General features: G+C 41.4%; 15 protein-coding genes, 1 pseudogene and 1 riboswitch. Of the genes and pseudogenes, 14 read left to right on the top strand and 2 right to left on the bottom strand.

Annotated elements, in window-relative coordinates:
• Positions 1-16 precede the first annotated feature (16 nt).
• Complete coding sequence (locus N8A86_RS04120; RefSeq protein WP_273567910.1) at positions 17-2,401, top strand: sodium-translocating pyrophosphatase; 2,385 nt, start codon at positions 17-19, stop codon at positions 2,399-2,401.
• 55 nt (positions 2,402-2,456) lie between these two features.
• Here the strand turns inward: N8A86_RS04120 and N8A86_RS04115 are convergent, their stop codons facing one another.
• Positions 2,457-3,161, bottom strand: a complete 705-nt coding sequence (locus tag N8A86_RS04115; protein ID WP_273567909.1) for an energy transducer TonB — start codon at positions 3,159-3,161, stop codon at positions 2,457-2,459.
• Between the two features lie 733 nt (positions 3,162-3,894).
• Here N8A86_RS04115 and N8A86_RS21375 point away from each other — a divergent pair.
• Complete coding sequence (locus N8A86_RS21375) at positions 3,895-4,455, top strand: phosphatase domain-containing protein (protein ID WP_337251737.1); 561 nt, start codon at positions 3,895-3,897, stop codon at positions 4,453-4,455.
• A 34-nt stretch (positions 4,456-4,489) separates the two neighbouring features.
• Here N8A86_RS21375 and N8A86_RS04105 read toward each other — a convergent pair whose 3' ends face one another.
• Positions 4,490-5,104 carry a deoxynucleoside kinase gene (locus N8A86_RS04105; RefSeq protein WP_273567908.1) on the bottom strand — a complete coding sequence of 205 codons (615 nt, stop codon included), beginning with the start codon at positions 5,102-5,104 and terminating at the stop codon, positions 4,490-4,492.
• Between the two features lie 411 nt (positions 5,105-5,515).
• Between N8A86_RS04105 and metK the strand changes: the two genes are divergently transcribed.
• The 12 genes and pseudogenes from metK to N8A86_RS04045 all read left to right on the top strand — a co-directional run bounded on the left by metK (position 5,516) and on the right by N8A86_RS04045 (position 21,005).
• On the top strand, positions 5,516-6,772 hold the full coding sequence (gene metK / locus N8A86_RS04100; protein WP_273567907.1) for a methionine adenosyltransferase: 1,257 nt from the start codon (positions 5,516-5,518) through the stop codon (positions 6,770-6,772).
• 156 nt (positions 6,773-6,928) lie between these two features.
• A riboswitch (SAM riboswitch) is annotated at positions 6,929-7,066 on the top strand.
• Between the two features lie 177 nt (positions 7,067-7,243).
• Complete coding sequence (locus N8A86_RS04095; protein WP_273567906.1) at positions 7,244-8,536, top strand: O-acetylhomoserine aminocarboxypropyltransferase/cysteine synthase family protein; 1,293 nt, start codon at positions 7,244-7,246, stop codon at positions 8,534-8,536.
• A gap of 86 nt (positions 8,537-8,622) precedes the next feature.
• Positions 8,623-12,009 carry a bifunctional aspartate kinase/homoserine dehydrogenase I gene (thrA, locus tag N8A86_RS04090; protein WP_273567905.1) on the top strand — a complete coding sequence of 1,129 codons (3,387 nt, stop codon included), beginning with the start codon at positions 8,623-8,625 and terminating at the stop codon, positions 12,007-12,009.
• A gap of 161 nt (positions 12,010-12,170) precedes the next feature.
• Positions 12,171-13,334, top strand: a complete 1,164-nt coding sequence (locus N8A86_RS04085; RefSeq protein ID WP_273567904.1) for a trans-sulfuration enzyme family protein — start codon at positions 12,171-12,173, stop codon at positions 13,332-13,334.
• Positions 13,335-13,387: 53 nt separating this feature from the next.
• Complete coding sequence (locus N8A86_RS04080; protein ID WP_273567903.1) at positions 13,388-13,798, top strand: RrF2 family transcriptional regulator; 411 nt, start codon at positions 13,388-13,390, stop codon at positions 13,796-13,798.
• A 230-nt stretch (positions 13,799-14,028) separates the two neighbouring features.
• Complete coding sequence (locus N8A86_RS04075) at positions 14,029-14,292, top strand: DUF2061 domain-containing protein (RefSeq protein WP_273567902.1); 264 nt, start codon at positions 14,029-14,031, stop codon at positions 14,290-14,292.
• Positions 14,293-14,301: 9 nt separating this feature from the next.
• Positions 14,302-14,925 carry a phosphoadenosine phosphosulfate reductase domain-containing protein gene (locus N8A86_RS04070; RefSeq protein WP_273567901.1) on the top strand — a complete coding sequence of 208 codons (624 nt, stop codon included), beginning with the start codon at positions 14,302-14,304 and terminating at the stop codon, positions 14,923-14,925.
• Positions 14,926-14,937: 12 nt separating this feature from the next.
• Positions 14,938-15,840 carry a sulfate adenylyltransferase subunit CysD gene (cysD, locus tag N8A86_RS04065; RefSeq protein WP_273567900.1) on the top strand — a complete coding sequence of 301 codons (903 nt, stop codon included), beginning with the start codon at positions 14,938-14,940 and terminating at the stop codon, positions 15,838-15,840.
• An 83-nt stretch (positions 15,841-15,923) separates the two neighbouring features.
• Complete coding sequence (locus N8A86_RS04060) at positions 15,924-17,171, top strand: sulfate adenylyltransferase subunit 1 (protein WP_273567899.1); 1,248 nt, start codon at positions 15,924-15,926, stop codon at positions 17,169-17,171.
• 148 nt (positions 17,172-17,319) lie between these two features.
• Positions 17,320-19,409, top strand: a pseudogene (locus tag N8A86_RS04055) (HEPN domain-containing protein).
• Between the two features lie 66 nt (positions 19,410-19,475).
• The gene (cobA, locus tag N8A86_RS04050) at positions 19,476-20,231 is read left to right on the top strand and encodes a uroporphyrinogen-III C-methyltransferase (RefSeq protein ID WP_273567898.1); all 756 of its coding nucleotides are present in this window, start codon (positions 19,476-19,478) and stop codon (positions 20,229-20,231) included.
• Positions 20,232-20,426: 195 nt separating this feature from the next.
• Positions 20,427-21,005, top strand: coding sequence for a precorrin-2 dehydrogenase/sirohydrochlorin ferrochelatase family protein (locus N8A86_RS04045; protein ID WP_273567897.1), 579 nt, complete (start codon positions 20,427-20,429; stop codon positions 21,003-21,005).
• Positions 21,006-21,109: the final 104 nt, after the last annotated feature.

Genomic DNA, 21,109 nt, shown 5'->3' with positions numbered 1-21,109 from the left:
ATAAACAACTAATCGAATGGAATTAATAGTGAAGTTCTTACCGGTATTTGGGCTAATTGCCCTTGCCTTTGTTTTCATCAAGAATATGTGGGTCTCCAAACAAGAAGTGGGGGATGCCAAAATGGCTAGAATCGCAAAGAATATTGCCGATGGCGCCATGTCTTTTTTGAAGGCCGAATACAAAATTCTGTCCATCTTTGTTATTGCAGTAGCGGTTCTTTTATATTTTAAAGGGAGTAACGAGGCTGGCTCCAACGGAATGGTGGCCGTATCATTTATTGTAGGTGCGATATGTTCTGCATTAGCTGGGTTCATCGGAATGCGTGTAGCTACCAAGGCGAACGTAAGAACGACCCAAGCAGCTCGTACTTCACTGGGCAAGGCCCTTGAAGTAGCTTTTGCCGGGGGTGCCGTAATGGGATTAGGTGTTGTAGGTTTGGGTGTCTTAGGCCTGAGCGGACTCTTTATGATCTATCAAGAAATATGGCCAGGAGCCGATAATTTAGGTTTGGTCTTGAACGTACTTTCCGGATTTTCTTTAGGAGCTTCTTCTATTGCGCTATTTGCACGTGTAGGTGGAGGTATTTATACCAAAGCTGCGGATGTCGGAGCGGATTTGGTTGGAAAAGTTGAAGCAGGTATTCCTGAAGATCATCCTTTGAACCCTGCTACCATTGCGGATAACGTTGGTGATAATGTTGGCGATGTTGCCGGTATGGGAGCCGACCTTTTTGAATCGTATGTAGGTTCGATTATAGGTACCATGGTATTGGGTGCTTTTATTATTACTCCGGATTTTGCTGGTCTTGGTGCCGTTTATCTTCCTTTGGTCTTGGCTGCGGTAGGTATTATCATGTCCATCATCGGTACTTTCTTTGTAAAAGTTAAGGATGGTGGTAACCCACAAACAGCTCTGAATATTGGTGAATTCGGTTCTGCCCTATTAATGGTCATTGCTTCATACTTTATTATTCACGCTTTGATTCCTGAAACGGTTGAAGGATTACCAAGTGGTGCGAATGGAATCTTCTTTGCTACACTTGCCGGTTTGGTAGCAGGTCTAGGTGTTGGAAAGATTACGGAATATTATACAGGTACAGGTACTAAGCCCGTGAAGTCTATTGTTAGACAATCGGAGACAGGTGCCGCTACCAACATTATTGCAGGTCTTGGGGTAGGTATGATGTCGACCATGATTCCGATATTATTGATTGCAGCCGCCATTTTAATTTCGCATCACTTTGCCGGTTTGTACGGTATTGCCATTGCCGCTGTAGGTATGTTGGCCAATACGGGTATACAATTGGCGGTTGATGCTTATGGACCGATTTCCGATAATGCCGGTGGTATTGCCGAAATGGCCGAATTACCGAGCGAGGTTCGCGAACGTACCGATAAATTGGATGCCGTGGGTAATACGACCGCCGCTATCGGAAAAGGTTTTGCAATTGCCTCCGCTGCTTTGACGGCATTGGCACTTTTCGCCGCCTTTATGAAGGTTGCGAATGTTACTTCCATTGATGTATCCAAGCCGACTGTTATGGCTGGACTTTTGGTCGGTGCCATGCTTCCTTTTGTATTTTCTGCTTTATCGATGAACGCCGTTGGGCGTGCAGCGATGGCCATGATCGAAGAAGTGCGTCGCCAGTTTAGGGATATTCCTCAATTGAAAGCTGCCTTGGAAGTGATGCGAGCCGTTGATTCAGATATGTCGAAAGCGACTCCTGAGCAACGAAGAATTTTTGATGAAGCTGACGGATATGCAGAATACGACAAATGTGTTGACATTTCTACAAAGGCATCTATCAAGGAAATGGTATTACCGGGCCTATTGGCGATTGCTGTACCCGTCGCCGTTGGATTTATCGGCGGAGCCGAAATGTTGGGTGGACTATTGGCCGGTGTTACATCAGCCGGAGTTCTGATGGCGATTTTCCAATCGAATGCCGGTGGTGCTTGGGATAATGCCAAGAAGATGATTGAATCCGATGGTCGTAAAGGTAGCGATGCACATAAAGCAGCCGTTGTTGGTGATACCGTTGGAGATCCGTTTAAGGATACCTCAGGACCTTCTTTGAACATCCTCTTAAAATTGATGTCCGTTGTGGCCCTTGTCATTGCGCCAAGTATCGCCTTGAGTGTAACTGGAGTGGCAGGTGACCTCAACAAGGAGGAAAAAACAATCACCGTGACTATGGATGCTGAAAATGCTGATTTAGCAGAGGCGACCATTGCTTATTCTACCGTGATAAACGGAGAAAAAGTTACCGAAGAAAAAACCTTTAAAGGAACTCAGGACGAGGTTGAGGCACAATTAAAGGAATTCGAAAATGCTACCATCGAATCAAAAGGCAAGGAGACTGAAATTACTATTGAAAGAATGGAGGTCATAAAGCAATGATCTTTAGTTGATATACTATTGAAAGAGGCAAACTTGTGAAGTTTGCCTCTTTTTTTTACTGCAACTTAAAGGTAATAGGAATGCTAAACGGAACTCTTACGGCTTTACCACGTTGTTTTCCCGGAATCATTTTTGGCAGTTTGTCAATGATTCGTGTGGCCTCTTCGCCAAGATTTTTATCAGGACTTCTCATGATTTGAATATCACCAATACTTCCATCTTTTTGGATTACAAAATTCATGTAAACTTTCCCTTGAATACCCATTTCTTGTGCAATTTCCGGGTAACGAAACGTTTTTTTGACATGTTTTAAAATCATCGTATTAAAACATGCTTTTTTATCAGTTTCTCTTTCGCATCCAGGGAATACAGGAACATTTTCGATAACTGAAAAGGGTACGGGTATATCTTCGTCAGGTTCTTCGACAATAATGCTATCGATCACAATGGGAGTTTCTGGAGTAACTTCTGTAATGGCTATTGGGGTTTCCTTACGGGGGTCATCCTCTTTGATAATTTCAATTTCATTAGCTATAACTGGCGGTGGTGGAGGTGGTGGCATATTGGGTAGTATAATTGGGGGAATCTCTTCCTCAATCCCGGTATCTGGACTATTCATTCCCACATCATAGATTTTTTTATCATACGTCTTCCACTCCAAAGCCACGAAGGTAAGCAAAAGCACTAGTGCGAGTCCTGCTATAAAATAAAGTCCTCGGTTGCGGTTCACATCTTTTTTCGGATTCTTTTTTGGTTCCATCTTTTTAAATTTTTGTGCCTATCTGTCTGCCCTCCGTACGAGACTTCGGAAGGCGGGGTCGACAGGCGGGTTTTACATGATTTAAAGTTCAATTGATTTCCATGCGCGCGAAATCGGTTAGCCTTAGGTGGTTTTAACTATTTAAACCTACTGCATAAATCGTGCTCCTGAAATGAAGAATGAGTGAAAACGACCTTTGATTGAGCCAAGTACGTTTCTGAATTAGTATGGTCAATTTTTTGATGCTTAAAGACCATTGTAGCATAACGTGATTCTTTATATTTGGAATCATGGGATTATTTGGTAAAAAAGACAAACTACAGATTATCGCCTTTCAGACCTACGGCACCAATACGCATTTGTATTTAAAGGGAAGGGCGCTGGAGGATGAGGAAATCGACTTGGCTGATAAGGGTCTTTACAAATTGATTCGTAATACCTATCAGCGATTCGATGCCGATGAAATAAGGCACACGCCCTTAAGTATAAAATTAACTGATGGTCGAGCCATATCGGGCGAAACTAATGATGAGGGCTATTATTTGGTTGATTTGCCAATGGAAAATCTTGGTCTCTTAATCAATGATGAGGGTTGGATGAAATATGAAATCTCATATTCCGATTTTTCTTTAAAAAGTGAGATTCTGCATGAAAATCGTTTTCCCGGCGAAATGCTGATCCCGAATGAAAATGCAGAATATGGAATTATCAGTGACATCGACGATACCATTCTATGGACCGGGGTGGCCTCTTTTTTAAAATGGCGCGCCATACTTCGCACTTTTTTTCGAACGTGGGCAAACGAACTCCCCTCAAAGGGGCGGCCGAACTTTATCACCAACTACATCGCGGTAAATCAGGGAAGGCTGCCAATCCGATATTCTATGTTAGCAACAGTCCTTGGAATCTATATCGTTATCTGGAGTTCTTCCTGACAAAAAACAATTTTCCCAAAGGCCCTATTTTATTGAGGAGCTTACGGGCCGCTTTGACCAATAACCACGATACGGAAAAGCCGCATAAACAACATGAGATTCGTAATATTCTAAAAACATACCCAAAGCTGAAATTTTTACTGATAGGGGATAGTGGTGAGCACGATGCCGACATCTATAAAGAAATCTCGGAGGAATATCCAAATCGCATATTGGCCATTTATTTACGAGATGTTGGCCATAAAAAGAGAATGGAACGGGTTCGCAGCTTGTTCAACGAATTTGAAGTTACCCCGGTTCTTTTTGCGAAGCATAGTGATCAGGTTAGAGATCATGCCAAGGAAATAGGACTGCTTTGATTTAAAATTTAGCTGCTATCTTGATATGAACAGCCTAGAAAAGCCCGTTGATTTCGGCGTCAATTTTATTGATGATCGTGCCTAAATCCTCAGGATTGTCCACAAAATCCAGTGTGTCCACATCAATAACAAGAAGATTCCCCTTTTCATAACCATGTACCCATGCCTCATAACGTTCGTTCAATCGGCTTAGGTAATCAATGGAAATGGAATTTTCATAGTCTCTTCCTCGTTTGTGTATCTGCTTGACTAGATTTGGAATAGAACTCCTCAGATAGATGAGCAGATCAGGCGGTTGTACCAAGCTCTCCATCAACTCAAAAAGACTGGAATAATTGGTAAAGTCGCGATTGGTCATAAGCCCCATCGCGTGCAGGTTGGGCGCAAAAATATAGGCATCCTCATAGATGGTTCGATCTTGAATGATATTCTTGCCGCTCTCCCTAATTTTTAAGATTTGCCGATAGCGATGGTTAAGAAAATAGATTTGAAGGTTGAAACTCCACCGCTCCATTTGATTATAAAAATCGTCGAGATACGGGTTGTCGACCACATCTTCGAAGTGGGCCTCCCATTTATAGTGTTTGGCCAATAATTTTGTCAAAGTGGTCTTTCCGGCTCCAATGTTTCCTGCAACGGCAATATGCATTTTTGCGCTATTTTATGGTTGGTGTTTTCCTTTGAGGGATGGCGCACAATATACGAAGTATATCGAGTTTTGGAAAAAATAGTAGGTTAAATACGCAATAGATATTCGTGTTTCTGAAATTGCAACCATAAATTTGGCCTTGCGTCAAAGACCCCTATTTGTACAAGTGCATTTCGAAGAACTTTTTGCCGCTTTGAACAAAACTTGTAAGATTGTCTTTGCCACCAAAACAATTTTCATATTTTTGCGTTCTCAAACACGAGGAGGGATTTGACTGATTGCAACCTCGTATGCCAAATTAAGGTTTGGCGCAAGAAAAATGCTAAAGCAGTTGATATTGATTAAAGAATATCATGCTTCTTTCGACCGTTCCGTCAAATCCCCGATTTATAAAATAAAATAGTATAAGATATGTCATATCTCTTTACCTCTGAATCCGTTAGTGAGGGACACCCGGATAAAGTCGCCGATCAGATCAGCGATGCTCTTTTAGACCATTTTTTGGCCTTCGACCCTGAAAGCAAAGTGGCTTGTGAAACACTTGTTACAACGGGTCAGGTCGTTTTGGCCGGAGAAGTTAAAAGTGATACCTACTTGGATGTACAGAACATCGCACGGGATGTTATTAACAAAATTGGATATACCAAAGGAGAATACCAATTTAGTGGAGATTCATGCGGTGTAATTTCATTGATCCATGAACAATCACAAGATATTAATCAGGGTGTCGACCGGGGAAAGAAAGAAGAGCAAGGTGCTGGTGATCAAGGCATGATGTTCGGCTATGCCACGAAAGAGACTTCGAATTATATGCCTTTGGCACTCGATATATCGCACAAGATTTTACAGGTATTGGCTGATTTGAGAAGGGCAAACAAAGAAATAAAATACCTAAGACCGGATGCCAAGTCGCAGGTAACCATCGAATACTCCGATGACAATGTACCTCAGCGCATCGACACGATTGTAGTATCTACCCAACATGATGCCTTCGATAAGAATGATGACAAAATGTTGGCCAAGATTAAAAAGGACATTATCGAGATTCTGATTCCGAAAGTGAAAAATAAGCTTCCGAAGAAAATCCAGAATCTGTTCGATGACCAAATCAAATATCACATCAACCCTACCGGAAAGTTCGTAATCGGCGGACCGCATGGCGATACAGGACTTACAGGAAGAAAAATCATCGTTGACACCTACGGTGGAAAAGGAGCCCACGGCGGTGGTGCATTCAGCGGAAAAGATCCGAGCAAGGTTGACCGAAGTGCAGCTTATGCTTCACGACATATTGCCAAAAACTTGGTCGCTGCAGGTGTTGCCGATGAGATTTTAGTCCAGGTAAGTTACGCGATCGGTGTAGTGGAACCTACCTCTATTTTTGTGGATACCTATGGCACTACAAATGTCGCCTTGACCGATGGCGAAATCGCAAAAAAGGTTGAAAAATTGTTCGATATGCGTCCGTTTGCCATTGAAAAAAGACTGAAATTGAGAAATCCCATTTATTTGGAATCAGCTGCTTATGGCCATATGGGCAGGGAATCTAAAATCGTTAAAAGAGTTTACGAATCACCATACAATGGGCGTATCGAAAAAGAGGTAGAACTTTTTACTTGGGAGAAATTGGATATGGTGGATAAAGTCAAAAAAGCATTTAAATTATAGTAATTCTTTAATAGATTAACATACCTTAAATCTGTCAGGTTATATAACCTGACAGATTTATTAGGAAAAGGATAAATCAATTTTTCCATCGATTTACTAGGAAAATAAATATCCATCCTTATATTTGTTTTTCCAAAAGTTCAGACACGTATTGAATTGTTATCAAGAAAGGTGGAGGGAATAGACCCTTTGAAGCCTTAGCAACCCTTTGTTCTCCCGAAAATTGTCGGTAGCAAAGAAGGTGCTACATTCTACTGCGTGCCGAATTTATTTCGGTATCTCGGAAGATAACGCAACTAAATTACATCGGTAATTTTTCGCTTTCTTAATAACTTTTTGATTTAACCAGACTGTACAGTCCGCAGCTGGAGGTTTGGCTTTTAATAAATCTTTTTTGTCATTCCCGCAAAGGCGGGAATCTATTAGAAACCAGTATTCCAAATAATATTTGGATGCATAAAACCTTAAATCATGAGTGAACACAAATTTTCAACGAATGCCTTGCATGCAGGACATGACGTTACCGTAAACGGAGGTACTCGTGCCGTACCTATTTATCAAAGCACAGCCTATGTTTTCAATAACTCTGACCACGCGGCCAATCTTTTTGGTTTGGCGGAATTCGGTAACATTTACACTCGAATAAATAATCCCACAAACGATATTTTGGAGCAACGATTGGCCGCCTTGGAAGGTGGTGTCGCCGCTTTGGTAACTGCCTCGGGCACCGCTGCCATAGCTACTACGCTCATGGTTTTGTTAAAAAGCGGGGATCATATTGTAGCGTCCAACAGTTTATATGGTGGCACCTATAATCTTTTAAGCGTTACGCTTCCCAGACTTGGAATTACCACAACTTTTGTAGACCCCGAAGACCCGACCAATTTTGGAAAGGCGGTAAAAGAAAACACACGGGCCATTTTTGTGGAATCCCTTGGGAATCCCAAATTAGACGTATTGGACTTAAAAGCAATTTCTTCGGAAGCAAAAAGTGCCAAGATTCCATTCATAGTTGATAATACGGTCGCAACACCGGCTTTATTGAATCCTATCGAACATGGTGCCAACATCGTAATACATTCGTTGACAAAATATATCAATGGTAATGGGACGGCTTTAGGTGGTGCTATTATCGATGCAGGAAACTTTGATTGGGCCAACGGAAATTTCCCTGAGTTCACAGAGCCATCTGCCGGTTATCATGGATTAGTATATCACGATGCGGTCGGACCGATTGCCTTTATCATAAAAGCACGAATTGAGGGATTACGTGATTTTGGTGCGGCTTTGAGTCCTTTCAATGCGTTTCAGATCATTCAAGGTTTGGAGACTTTGGAGATAAGAATGAAAAAGCATAGTGAAAATGCCCTTGCCTTTGCAAAGTGGTTGCAAGAGCGTGATGAGGTGGCATGGGTCAACTATCCTGGTCTGAAAACGAGCAAGTATTTTGCCCAAGCGGAGGCCTATCTTCCAAAAGGACAGAGTAGTATCGTAACTTTTGGTGTAAAAGGTGGTTTTGAGTCCGCTAAGAAGATAGCGGATAACACCAAATTGTTCTCGTTATTGGCCAATATCGGGGATACTAAATCTTTGATTATTCATCCGGCAAGTACCACACACCAACAATTGGATGATGCGGCACAAGAGTCGACCGGGGTTACCAAAGATTTGATTCGTTTGTCTGTCGGACTTGAAAACTTGGACGATTTGAAGTCCGATTTGGAAGTTGCGTTTGCAACAATCGATAAATCTGTATTGGCTTAAAAAATCTGCTGTCACATCGAGCGCAGTCGAGATGGTTTAGTTCTCGACTGCGCTCGAACAGACAGTTCTATCACCATATATTTTATATGCTCAACCACTTACATTTAAAAAACTACACCACCCTCAGCGGAGTCTCCCAAGACATTGAACTTTCCTATCAATTATTTGGAAAAGAACTTCATTCGGCCCCAATTGTTTTGGTCAACCATGCCCTTACCGGAAACTCAAACGTAACTGGAGATGACGGCTGGTGGGCAGCACTTATCGGCGAAGGAAAGTGTATCGATACGAACAAATACACCATACTTTCCTTTAACATTCCCGGAAACGGTCATGACGGATTTGTAATCGATAATTACAAGGATTTCGTCGCAGGAGACGTGGCGAAGATGTTTCTCTTGGGACTGGATCAAATTGAAATAAAAAAACTCTTCGCCATTATAGGAGGTTCGCTAGGCGGGGGTATCGCTTGGGAAATGGCGGCACTGAATCCGAAAATTACGGAGCATCTGATTCCCGTGGCGTCGGATTGGAAATCTACCGATTGGTTGATAGCCAACTGCCAGATTCAAGAACAGTTTTTGGTAAACTCCAAACAGCCTGTACATGATGCTAGAATGCATGCTATGCTTTGTTATCGCACACCAGAATCTTTCAAGGAACGTTTCAAGCGTAGCACCAATGAAGAATTACAGGTCTTCAATGTAGAAAGTTGGCTGATGCACCATGGCGAAAAACTTCAGGAACGTTTCCAGTTATATGCTTATAAACTGATGAACCAGTTACTGAAGACCATTGACATCACTCGAAATGGGGAACAGCCATTTATTGACTTGCAAAATAGTGATACGAACATTCACATTGTAGGAGTAGACTCGGACCTGTTTTTTACGGCCAAGGAGAATAAAGAAACTTTTAGGCAATTGGCCCAGGCCAATAGTAATGTGACCTATGGTGAGGTACAATCGCTGCATGGGCACGATGCTTTTTTGATCGAGTTCGAGCAAATGCAGAAACTGTTGGATGGTATTTTCAATCAAAACGGAAAATCCCAAAAAATAAAGGTCTTAAAATTTGGTGGAAAATCACTGAGCAATGGTGAAGGACTAGGTAGTGTGCTCGAAATCGTGAAGGCAAAAGTTGATAATGGGGAAAATATAGCGGTAGTACTTTCCGCCCGTGAAAAAGCAACGGACCAACTGGAAATCATTTTGGACAAAGCTGCGAATGGAGAAGATTTTTCGCAAGACTTCGAAGCCTTTGAGAAATACCAAAGCCATACCTATAAAAATGTCAGTCTTTCCGAAGAGTATGCTAATCTCTTCAAATTGTTCGAAGGTGTTTCTTTCTTAGGGGATTATAGCAAGAAAATCAAGGATCAAGTTTTGGCCTATGGGGAATTGATTTCGGGCATGTTAGTCACCAAATTACTTATCGGAAAAGGTATCAAAGCGGTTTTTGTCGATTCAAGAAAACTCATTAAAACGGATGATAATTTTGGGGATGCCCATGTTTTGGAAGCTATTTCCAAGGAGAATGTATTGCGGGAGTTTGCCAAGTTGGATACCGATGCCGTACCCGTTATTACAGGGTTTATAGCGTCGACCGAAAACGATGAGACAACAACCTTGGGAAGAAACGGAAGCAATTATTCCGCGGCATTGATTGCCAACTTTTTGGATGCCGAAGAGTTGCAGAACTACACCCATGTTGATGGAATTTTTACCGCAAATCCTGATTTTGTGGATGAGGCGAAGCGCATTTCTGAACTTTCGTATGCCGAGGCGAACGAGCTGGCCAGTTTTGGGGCTAACATTTTACATGCGAAGACCATTATTCCCCTGATAGAAAAAAATATTCCACTTCGCATTCTTAATACATTCCGAAGGGAAAATGAGGGTACTTTGATCAGTGCAAAGACCAATAAAGAAGGAATTAAATCGTTGTCGGTCATCGAAAATGTTTCCTTGATCAATTTAGAAGGAAGGGGATTGCTTGGAAAAGTCGGCGTTGATGCCAGGATCTTTAGAGCCTTGGGTGAGAACAATATCAGTGTGAGTATTATTTCCCAAGGATCATCAGAAAGAGGAATCGGATTGGTGGTCAATGCGAACAAAGCACAACAGGCAAAGAAAGCGTTGCAGCATGAATTCAGTAGCGATTTCTACGCCAAGGATATCAATACGATTACCGTGGTAGATCAAGTTTCTGTCATTTCGATTGTAGGCCAAGATTTGAGTTCTTTTCATAAACCGTACAATGCGCTCATTAAAAATCAAATCGTTCCGTTGTTGTTCAACAATACCATTACAGGAAAGAACGTAAGTTTGGTGGTCAAGAAATCGGATCTCAAAAAAGCGCTCAATGTCATGCACGGCCAGATTTTTGGCATCAGCAAAAAGGTCAATGTGGCCATATTTGGTCATGGCAATGTAGGTGGAACATTGATCGACCAGATTTTAAAATCCTCAAAAACTATTGAAAAAAGAAAAGGAATTGATTTGAATGTTTTTGCTGTTGCCAATTCTAAAAAATTACTTCTTTTGAAAGAGGGCCTTCCTAAAACATGGAAATCGTCGATTCAAGAAAAAGGAAGGGATTATAAAGTGCAGGATGTTTTTGCCTTTGCCAAATCAAATCATCTTGAAAATTTGATCGTGGTCGATAATACGGCCAGCAAGGATTTTGTTGCGAACTATTTTGAGTTCGTCGAAAACGGTTTTGACTTGGTATCATCGAATAAAATAGCCAATACATTGGGGTTTGATTATTATCAATTGTTGCGCGAAGAGTTGTCAAAAGGTCAAAAGCAATATTTGTATGAAACGAATGTGGGGGCAGGTCTGCCCTTGATCGATACCATTAAATTGTTGCATCTTTCCGGTGAGAACATAACAAGAATCAAGGGAGTATTTTCAGGAAGTTTGAGCTATATATTCAATACGTTTTCGGAAGTAGGTGCACCTTTTTCATCCATTCTAAAAGATGCGATGCAAAAAGGCTTTACCGAACCCGACCCGCGTGAAGACCTTTCAGGTAACGATGTGGGAAGAAAACTTTTGATACTAGCCAGAGAGCTCGATTTAAGAAACGAGTTTTCGGATATCAACATCCAAAATCTGATTCCGGCGGCATTGCAAAAAGGGGAAGTCGATTTTTTCTTGAGGAACTTGGATGCCTTGGACGATAAATTCAACGAGATCAAAAAGAATCAAAAACCGGGTCACGTATTACGATATGTAGGTGATTTACACGGAAACCTTCAAAAAGAAAAGGGTATTTTGGATGTAAAGTTAATATCCGTAACCAAAGAAAGTGCTCTTGGCCAAGTAAAGGGTTCCGACTCGATTATCGAAATTTACACGGAATCGTATGGAGAACACCCGTTGGTCATTCAGGGTGCCGGCGCCGGTGCCGCAGTAACTGCTAGAGGTGTTTTTGGTGATATTTTGCGGATAGCTGAAAAAGGATAGTCGAGGTACGAAGTACGAAATTTGAATAAAGAAATTCCCCCTTTGAAGGGGGAGTAAGGGGGATGTTTTAGGAACACTCAGACTCCCCAGAAAACAAAAGAAAGTTTTTAGAATTAAGAAAGTTTTAAAAAATTCCTGCCTTCACGGGAATGACGATAAATATGAAAAAGCAATTTGAAACCAACGCCATACGAACGCAACTCAAACGAACAGAAAATCTGGAGCATTCAGTACCCATGTACCTGACCTCAAGTTTTGTCTTCGAGGATGCCGAGGATATGCGTGCATCCTTTGCCGAAGAAAAAGACCGAAATGTCTATTCACGATATTCCAATCCGAATTCATCGGAGTTTATTGAAAAAGTATGCCAAATGGAAGGAGCCGAGGCCGGTTTTGCCTTTGCTTCTGGTATGGCGGCCGTGTTTTCGACTTTTGCAGCATTGCTTGACAGTGGGGATCATATTCTTTCGGCTCGAAATATCTTTGGCTCCACCCATTCGTTGTTCAACAATATTTTCCCAAAATGGAATATTTCGCATACCTATTTCAAGATAGATGAACTTGATACCGTTGAAAATCGTATTCAGGCGAACACAAAAATAATTTTTGCGGAATCGCCCACAAATCCCGGGGTAGATGTTGTGGATTTGGAAGTACTTGGCGCAATTGCCAAGAAGCACAATCTCATTTATATTGTGGACAACTGCTTCGCTTCCCCATATCTGCAACAACCCTTAAAATTCGGTGCCGACTTGGTCATTCATTCCGGAACCAAATTAATGGACGGGCAAGGACGGGTTTTAGCCGGAATGACAGTAGGCAATGCAGTTCTTATCGACAAAATTTATAGATTTTCAAGAATTTCGGGCCCTTCGCTATCTCCATTCAATGCCTGGGTCCTATCAAAAAGCTTGGAGACTTTGGCTATTCGTGTAGACCGTCATTGCGAAAATGCGTTAAAACTTGCGGAATTTTTGGAAGGTCATGAAAAAGTGAATTGGGTCAGATATCCATTTTTGCAATCACATCCCAAATATGATATAGCCAAAAAACAGATGAAGGCCGGAGGCTGTGTGGTTGCCTTTGAAATCAAAGGTGGAATTGAAGCCGGACAAAAATTCTTCGATTCCATAAAAATGTTATCCCTTTCCGCAAATTTGGGCGATTCGCGAAGTATTGTAACGCACCCTGCTTCAACTACGCATAGCAAGTTGACAGTCGAAGAAAGAGCCGAAACGGGTGTTACCGATGGTATGGTCCGTGTTTCAGTTGGGTTGGAGCATATCGATGATATTATTGGGGATATTCGGCAGGCGTTGGGTTAATTCCACTTATTACCAATTGTATACCGCCCACGCTTTTTCATTATCTTAGCAACATGCTCTCCAAAAAGACAAAATACGGCTTGAAGGCCTTGACCTATTTGGCTTCACAAAAAGATAACACTCCGGTTCAGATTGCCGAAATTGCAAAGCATGAGAACATTTCACAAAAGTTTTTGGAAAGCATTCTATTGTCATTAAGAAAAACCGGATTCCTAGGTTCAAAAAAAGGAAAGGGTGGGGGCTACTACCTGATTAAGAATGCCAATGAAATCTTGATGACCGATGTGATGCGAATTTTGGAAGGCCCAATTGCCATGGTGCCCTGCGTCAGTTTGAATTTTTACGAAAAATGCGATGACTGCCCCGATGAAAATACGTGTTCCGTCAATAAGTTGATGCTAAAAGTCAGGGATGCCAATCTAGCGGTGTACCGAAACAATACCCTCGCTGATCTGGTCATCTGATTTTTTACTCCTTTGAATCCTGAAGGCCAGCAGAAGGAAATCTTTTCAATCTTCTTCTATTTTCAAAACATTCATGAATAAACATTAATTTATCATTCAAAATTTTAATAATCTATTAAATCTATAGGATAATTATAAATTTATCCTAAAACAGTATTCCGAAACAATAATTTTGTTATATGTTTGTTCACTCTATTAAATAGATAGGATAATTAGATTAAGTTGAGTTCATGATTGTAGATCAGTTTGTTTTAAGCAAAAAAGAGATTAAGACGCGATATGTTTCCGATAAGAAATCAGAGCGACCCATGCGCAGTGTGGCCAAAGCGGTAAGTTGGAGGGTTATCGGCACTTTGGATACCTTATTGATATCCTATCTGCTTACAGGCAAGGTAGCTATAGCGGCCTCTATTGCATCGATAGATTTCATAACCAAGATGTTCCTTTACTTCTTTCACGAGCGATTGTGGAATAGAATAAACTGGGGAAAATAACAGAGTACTATGGCCTTTACACAAGAACAAATTACAAAGCTGAACATTCAATTTAAGGGTATTCCACCCGAAGAAATCATTTCTTGGGCTATCAAACGTGCGGGAGATCCGGTGGTCACGACCAATTTTCGTCCATATGAAGTAGCGATACTTAATGCCGTCGTCGAAGGGAAAAAAGACATTTCGGTGATTTGGTGTGATACAGGGTATAATACTCCGAATACCTACAAACATGCCGATGATTTGATTCAACGGTTGCAATTAAATATTCACCTGTATGTGCCCAAGCAAACGACCGCATATCGCGATACCATCATGGGTATTCCACAGATTGACGACCCTAGACATGTCGAGTTTACGGAACAGGTGAAATTAGAGCCTTTCAGAAGAGCAATGGATGCACATAAACCTGATGTTTGGTTTACGAACCTTAGAAAGGGACAAACGGCTTTGCGTGATTCATTGGATATTTTGAGTCTGAGCAAGGACGGGGTTTTAAAGGTAAGTCCATTTTATCATTGGTCAGACACCCAACTGGATGCCTATTTACGGGAACGAAATCTACCCAACGAACATACCTATTTCGACCCAACCAAAGTACTGGAAAATCGGGAATGTGGTTTACACTCATAAAACGTAATTCAAATGAATAGCAGTACTGCACACATAAATGCATTAGAAAATGAAGCCATCTACATCTTTCGGGAAGTGGCCGCTCAGTTTGAAAAACCGGTTCTGTTGTTTTCCGGAGGAAAGGATTCCATCACGCTGGTTCGATTGGCGCAAAAAGCCTTTTGGCCGGCCAAGATTCCGTTTCCTTTAATGCATATCGATACAGGGCATAATTTTCCGGAAACTATTGAATTCCGTGATAGATTGGTTGAGGAACTAGGTCTCGAACTAATCGTTCGAAATGTTCAAGATTCCATCGACCAAGGAAAAGTAAAGGAAGAATCCGGGAAATATTCGAGCAGAAATTCCCTTCAAACCACAACACTTTTAGATGCCATCGAAGAATTCAAATTCGATGCCTGTATCGGTGGAGCAAGGCGAGATGAGGAAAAAGCCCGCGCCAAGGAACGCATTTTTTCGGTACGCGATGATTTCGGTCAATGGGACGAAAGAAATCAACGTCCTGAACTCTTTGATATGTTGAACGGTCAAATCGAATTGGGGCAGAACGTCCGCGTTTTTCCAATATCGAATTGGACCGAGTTAGATGTTTGGTCCTTTATCGAAAAAGAAAATATTGAAATCCCGTCCATCTATTTTGCTCACAAGCGAAAAGTGTTTTTAAGGGATGGGCTAATTTGGTCACATTCTGACTATGTCTTTCAAGAAGAAGATGAAGAAGTTTTGGAAAGAATGGTCCGATTTAGAACCGTAGGCGATATGAGCTGTACCGCGGCAGTGTTTTCCGAGGCCACGGATATCGAATCCGTGGTTCAAGAAATACGCGATTCCACAATTTCCGAAAGAGGTGCGCGAATCGATGATAAGCGTTCAGAAGCGGCCATGGAAAAAAGAAAACAACAAGGATACTTTTAATAGAGTGTAGGCAGTATAAAGCGAACAGTTTAAGACTGTTGCGTGATATTGCATACTAGTTAATTTTTATATTACTAAAACAAATGGAAGTACTAAAAATAGCAACAGCTGGTAGTGTAGACGACGGTAAAAGTACCTTGATCGGCAGACTGCTATATGATACAAAATCGTTGACTACCGATAAGTTGGAGGCCATCGAAAAGACTAGTAAGAAAAACGGGTACGATTATTTGGATTTCTCATTGGCGACGGACGGACTCGTTGCAGAACGTGAGCAGGGAATAACTATTGATGTAGCCCATATCTATTTCTCCACATCTACCAAAAGTTATATCATTGCCGATACCCCAGGCCATGTCGAGTACACACGAAATATGGTTACTGGCGCTTCAACGAGCCAAGCTGCGATAATTTTGATTGATGCGCGAAAAGGAGTCATCGAGCAGACGAACCGGCACTTTTTCATCAACAATTTGTTACGTATCAAAGAGGTTGTTGTTGCCATCAATAAAATGGACCTGGTCGACTTTTCGGAGGATAGATATAATGAAATCAAAGCCGATTTTACGGAATTGATGGGCAAGCGCGATTACGAAGATCAGAAAATCACGTTTATTCCCGTGAGTGCCTTAAAGGGCGATAATGTAGTCAACCGGTCTGAGAATACACCTTGGTACAAAGGCGAAACATTGCTCGAACATTTAGAAGGTTTGGATTTGGCTGCGGTGTCCAACGTAGGTACGCCACGTTTCCCGGTACAATATGTTATCCGTCCCAAGACGGATGAGCACCATGATTTCCGGGGATTTGCAGGAAAGGTTTATGGGGGTGAATTGAGTGTGGGTGATGAGGTCGTTGCACTGCCATCACAAACAAGGTCGAAAATCAAGGAAATCTATTTTTACGATCAAAAGTATCAGACGGCTGCAAGACGTTCGTCGGTAACCATAACCCTGGAGGATGAAATCAACCTAAGTAGGGGGGATATGTTAGTAAAAGCGGGTGATTTGCCAACTATTGAAAAGCAATTTATCGCCACAATTTCTTGGATGGATTCCGATAATTTAACCACCGGTAAAAAATATGTGGTCCAACACGGCGTGAACAAAGTGTTGGCGAAAGTGGACAACATCCATCATAAAATAAATCCTGATTATTCAGGGATCGAAGAAAATGTAAATGGACTTGGCATGAACGATATTGCCCAGGTAACCTTTAAATTGAACAAACCTATTTTTTATGATAAGTTCAAAAATCATAGAACCAACGGCTCTTTTATTTTGATAGACACCCAAACGAATAGCACAGTAGGGGCCGGTTTCATCAATTAAAAAGTTCATTAAATGATTGTCCCCTTGAGGGGACCTTAGGGGTGTTTTGCGGAATGCTGAAAATATATAACCTATTTACCCCATAGGAAAATAAGAAAAATAATAGTCTTGGTTCTAGTATGTAGATTCCTGACTCTTAATAAGAAAAATGCAAAGTTTTAGAACTGAAATAGAGAACCCGATAGTTGAGAAAGATATTCTCGAGTTGGAACGTAAGATAAACGAGTTCCATAATGGGAAACTGGATGAGGAAAAATTCCGAAGTCTTCGTTTGGCACGTGGCGTTTACGGTCAGCGACAACAAGGTGTTCAAATGATTCGCATCAAATTGCCGTATGGTAAAGTGACTTCGCAGCAATTGCATGGTATTTGTGATGTCTCGGATGAGTTTTCCACTGGGCGTTTGCATATCACCACGCGACAGGATATTCAAATCCACTATGTCGATTTGGATAGAACTCCCGAGCTTTGGGCGCAGTTGGAAAAAGACGAAGTTACCCTTCGTGAGGCATGCGGAAATACAGTACGAAATGTAACGGCAAGTGAAACCGCAGGAATTGATATTGATGAGCCTTTTGATGTTTCGCCTTATGCCGAGGCATTGTTTCGATATTTTCTTCGTAATCCTATCAGTCAAGAAATGGGCAGAAAGTTCAAAGTTTCCTTTTCTGCAAGCGATGCCGATACCGGACTTTCATACATGCACGATCTTGGGTTTATTGCCAAAATAGAAGATGGCGTTCGCGGATTCAAAGTAATGCTCGGTGGCGGATTGGGTTCGCAACCGCGCCATGCCGAAGTGCTGTTTGAATTTCTTCCTTCGGATAAAATTATCCCTTTAATGGATGGTGTAATTCGTGTTTTTGATCGCTACGGTGAACGAAAAAGTAGGGCCAAGGCGCGGATGAAATTTTTGTTGAAAGATATTGGCCTTGACGGATTCAAATCCTTACTTGAGGAGGAGAAAAAGGCAATCCCATATCAAACATGGTCTATTGATGCCAAAAGCTATCCGAAGATCCAGGTAGCGGAGACAGAAATCTCAAATGCCGAAATCAAAGATAAACTGGCTTTCGAGAAATGGAAGTCTACAAATATAGTTTCTCAAAAACAGGAAGGTTTTGTTGCTATAGGTATTAAAGTTTTGCTAGGAGATTTCTATACGGGTAAGGCAAGATTATTGGCGGATTTAGTACAGAATTATGCCGCGGGGAAATCCGATTATCATTGAGGCAGAACATTTTGATTCCATATATCAAGGAAGAACTGATTCCTTTCTTTTATCAGAAACTCGAAAAGTTGGGCTTTGTAGAAGCGGGTTATAATAAGGCATTGGACATTACGGCCTGTCCGGGTACGGATACTTGTAATTTAGGAATTGCAAGTAGCACGGGAATTGCCGAGGAATTGGAACGGTTGATTAAAGCTGAATACCCCCAATATATTAGCAATCCTGATGTGGTCATAAAAATTAGTGGTTGCATGAACGCCTGTGGGCAGCACAATATGGCGAACATCGGTTTTCAAGGGATGAGCATCCGAACAAAAGATAAATTGGTTGCACCAGCACTTCAGGTTTTATTAGGTGGTGGAAACGATGGAAATGGAAACGGCCGTTTTGCAGACAAGGTTGTAAAAATACCAAGTAAAAGAGGTCCGGAGGCGCTGCGTTTGATCTTGAATGATTTTGAGACCAATGGAAAGGGAAAACCTTTTGCGGATTATTATGCAGAAAAGGGAGAGCACTATTTCTACGACTTTCTAAAGCCTTTGACCGATATCGAAGACTTGACGCAAGAAGATTTTATCGATTGGGGTACTATTGAAAAATATAAAAAGGAAATCGGTATTGGCGAATGCGCGGGAGTTGTAATTGACTTGATTGCTACGCTATTACTTGAAAGTCAAGAGAAAATCCAAAATGCCCAGGAAACTTTTAATGAAGGAAAATGGGCAGCAAGCATCTATCATTCGTATTCTTCGATGGTCAACTCGGCCAAGGCATTATTGACCGCAGAAAAAACGAAAGTCAATACCCATTCGAGCATCATTAAAGATTTTGATGAAAAGTTTGTTGCAGCAGGAAGAATTGCCATCGCAGGCGGATTTGAAGATTTGGTATTACAATTGAACAAAAATGAACCCACTGAAGATTTTACCAAAAGCTATTTAGAAGATGCAAAAGCATTGTTACAGAAAGTAGAATCCTTCAGAAAAATGGAATTAGCAGAGGTATAGAAAGATGAAAGAGATAGTGAAATATTCAGAATATATCTCGGAGGCTGAGCGAAGCCGAAACCGGGGTTGGGAAAATTGACCGTAGTAGGGGCAGGCCCAGGCGACGTAGAGCTTATTACGCTGAAGGCCATAAAGGCCTTGCAGAATGCTGATGTAGTTTTATACGATGCTTTGGTCGACACGGAATTATTGGAGTATGCACCTCAGGCAGAATTAATTTTCGTGGGGAAACGCCGGGGGTGCTTTTCTTACCAACAAGAACAGATCAATGAGTTGATTGTTAGCCGTGCAAAAAGTCATGGACATGTAGTGCGATTAAAAGGAGGAGACCCCTTTGTATTCGGACGGGGTTCAGAAGAAATGGAATATGTTGCTCAGCATGGATTGGAAGTCGCGATGGTTCCGGGAATTTCATCTTGTCTCTCCGTGCCAGCGGCTCAAAACATTCCGGTTACGAAGCGAGGTTCAGCAGAGAGTTTTTGGGTAATTACGGGTACTACAAAAGAACATAAATTGTCAAATGATGTGCGACTGGCCGCCAAGTCAAGCGCTACGGTGATCATTTTAATGGGAATGTCAAAACTTCCTCAAATCGTTGAACTTTTCAAAAAAGAAGGAAAATCGGAAACTCCCATTGCGATTATTCAGAATGGTACAAGAGAAAACGAAAAAGTCGGAGTTGGCACCATCGATTCCATAGCGTGTGAAGTAGAAAAGCAAGAATTGGCGAATCCGGCAATAATAATTATTGGCGAGGTAGTGCGGCATCGAGCGCAAATATTGGAGATTCAAGAACAATACTGCGAACTAGAAAAAGTGTGAGAAATATAAATGATGAAAATGGTATTGGCTCCTCCCCTCAGATGAGGAGAGGTGGATTCTCGCCCTTTTTGGCGGGAAGACGGAGAGATTGAAAGCCCAAGCCGCTAAAGCATAAACCAAACCTTAAAAAAATTCCCAACGGAGTTTATCCTGAGCGGAGCCGAAGGGCGGGAATGACCATAAATAGTGTTTTTAATGGAAAGAAATAACCTATATCCGATTTTTTTGAAAACCTCGAACCTTCATATTCTGATTGTGGGAGGGGGTAATGTGGCTGAAGAAAAACTAACGTTCTTGACGAAGTCGAGTCCAGATGCGAAAGTGACTATGGTTTCTCCTATGTTCAGAAACGCCACAAAGGAATTGGCCGCCAAATATCATGTCGAATTGATAGTAGACGAGTATAATGCGAATTACTTATATGGCAAACATATGGTCATAGCTACCACAGATGTTCCAGAGGTAAACATTCAAATTTATAAACACTGTCGTAAACTGAATATTCTAGTCAACGTCGCCGACAATCCTCCGTATTGTGATTTTTATATGGGGGGAATCGTCACAAAGGGAAATGTAAAAATCGCGATTTCCACGAACGGACAATCTCCGACTACAGCAAAACGCTTACGTCAATTTTTCGAAGATGTCATTCCGGAAGATATCAACCAAATGCTAAAAAATCTTAACGATTATAGAAAAACAATAAAGGGAAATTTTGAGCAAAAAGTGGAGAAAATGAATGAAATCACGCAAAAATTGGTCGAAAAAGTGTAAAAAATGATAAAACTAGTAGAAAGTAAGAAGTGTAAAGCAATAAGTTTTTCAGACATAGGGCAACTTCTACTTAATATTTTTTACTAATTACTTAATACTAAAAA

It is taken from the genome of Maribacter halichondriae (assembly GCF_027474825.1).
Classification (GTDB): Bacteria; Bacteroidota; Bacteroidia; order Flavobacteriales; family Flavobacteriaceae; genus Meishania; species Meishania halichondriae.
The sequence above is the reverse complement of the archived record's forward strand: the minus strand, read 5'-3'. Positions and strand labels throughout refer to the sequence as shown.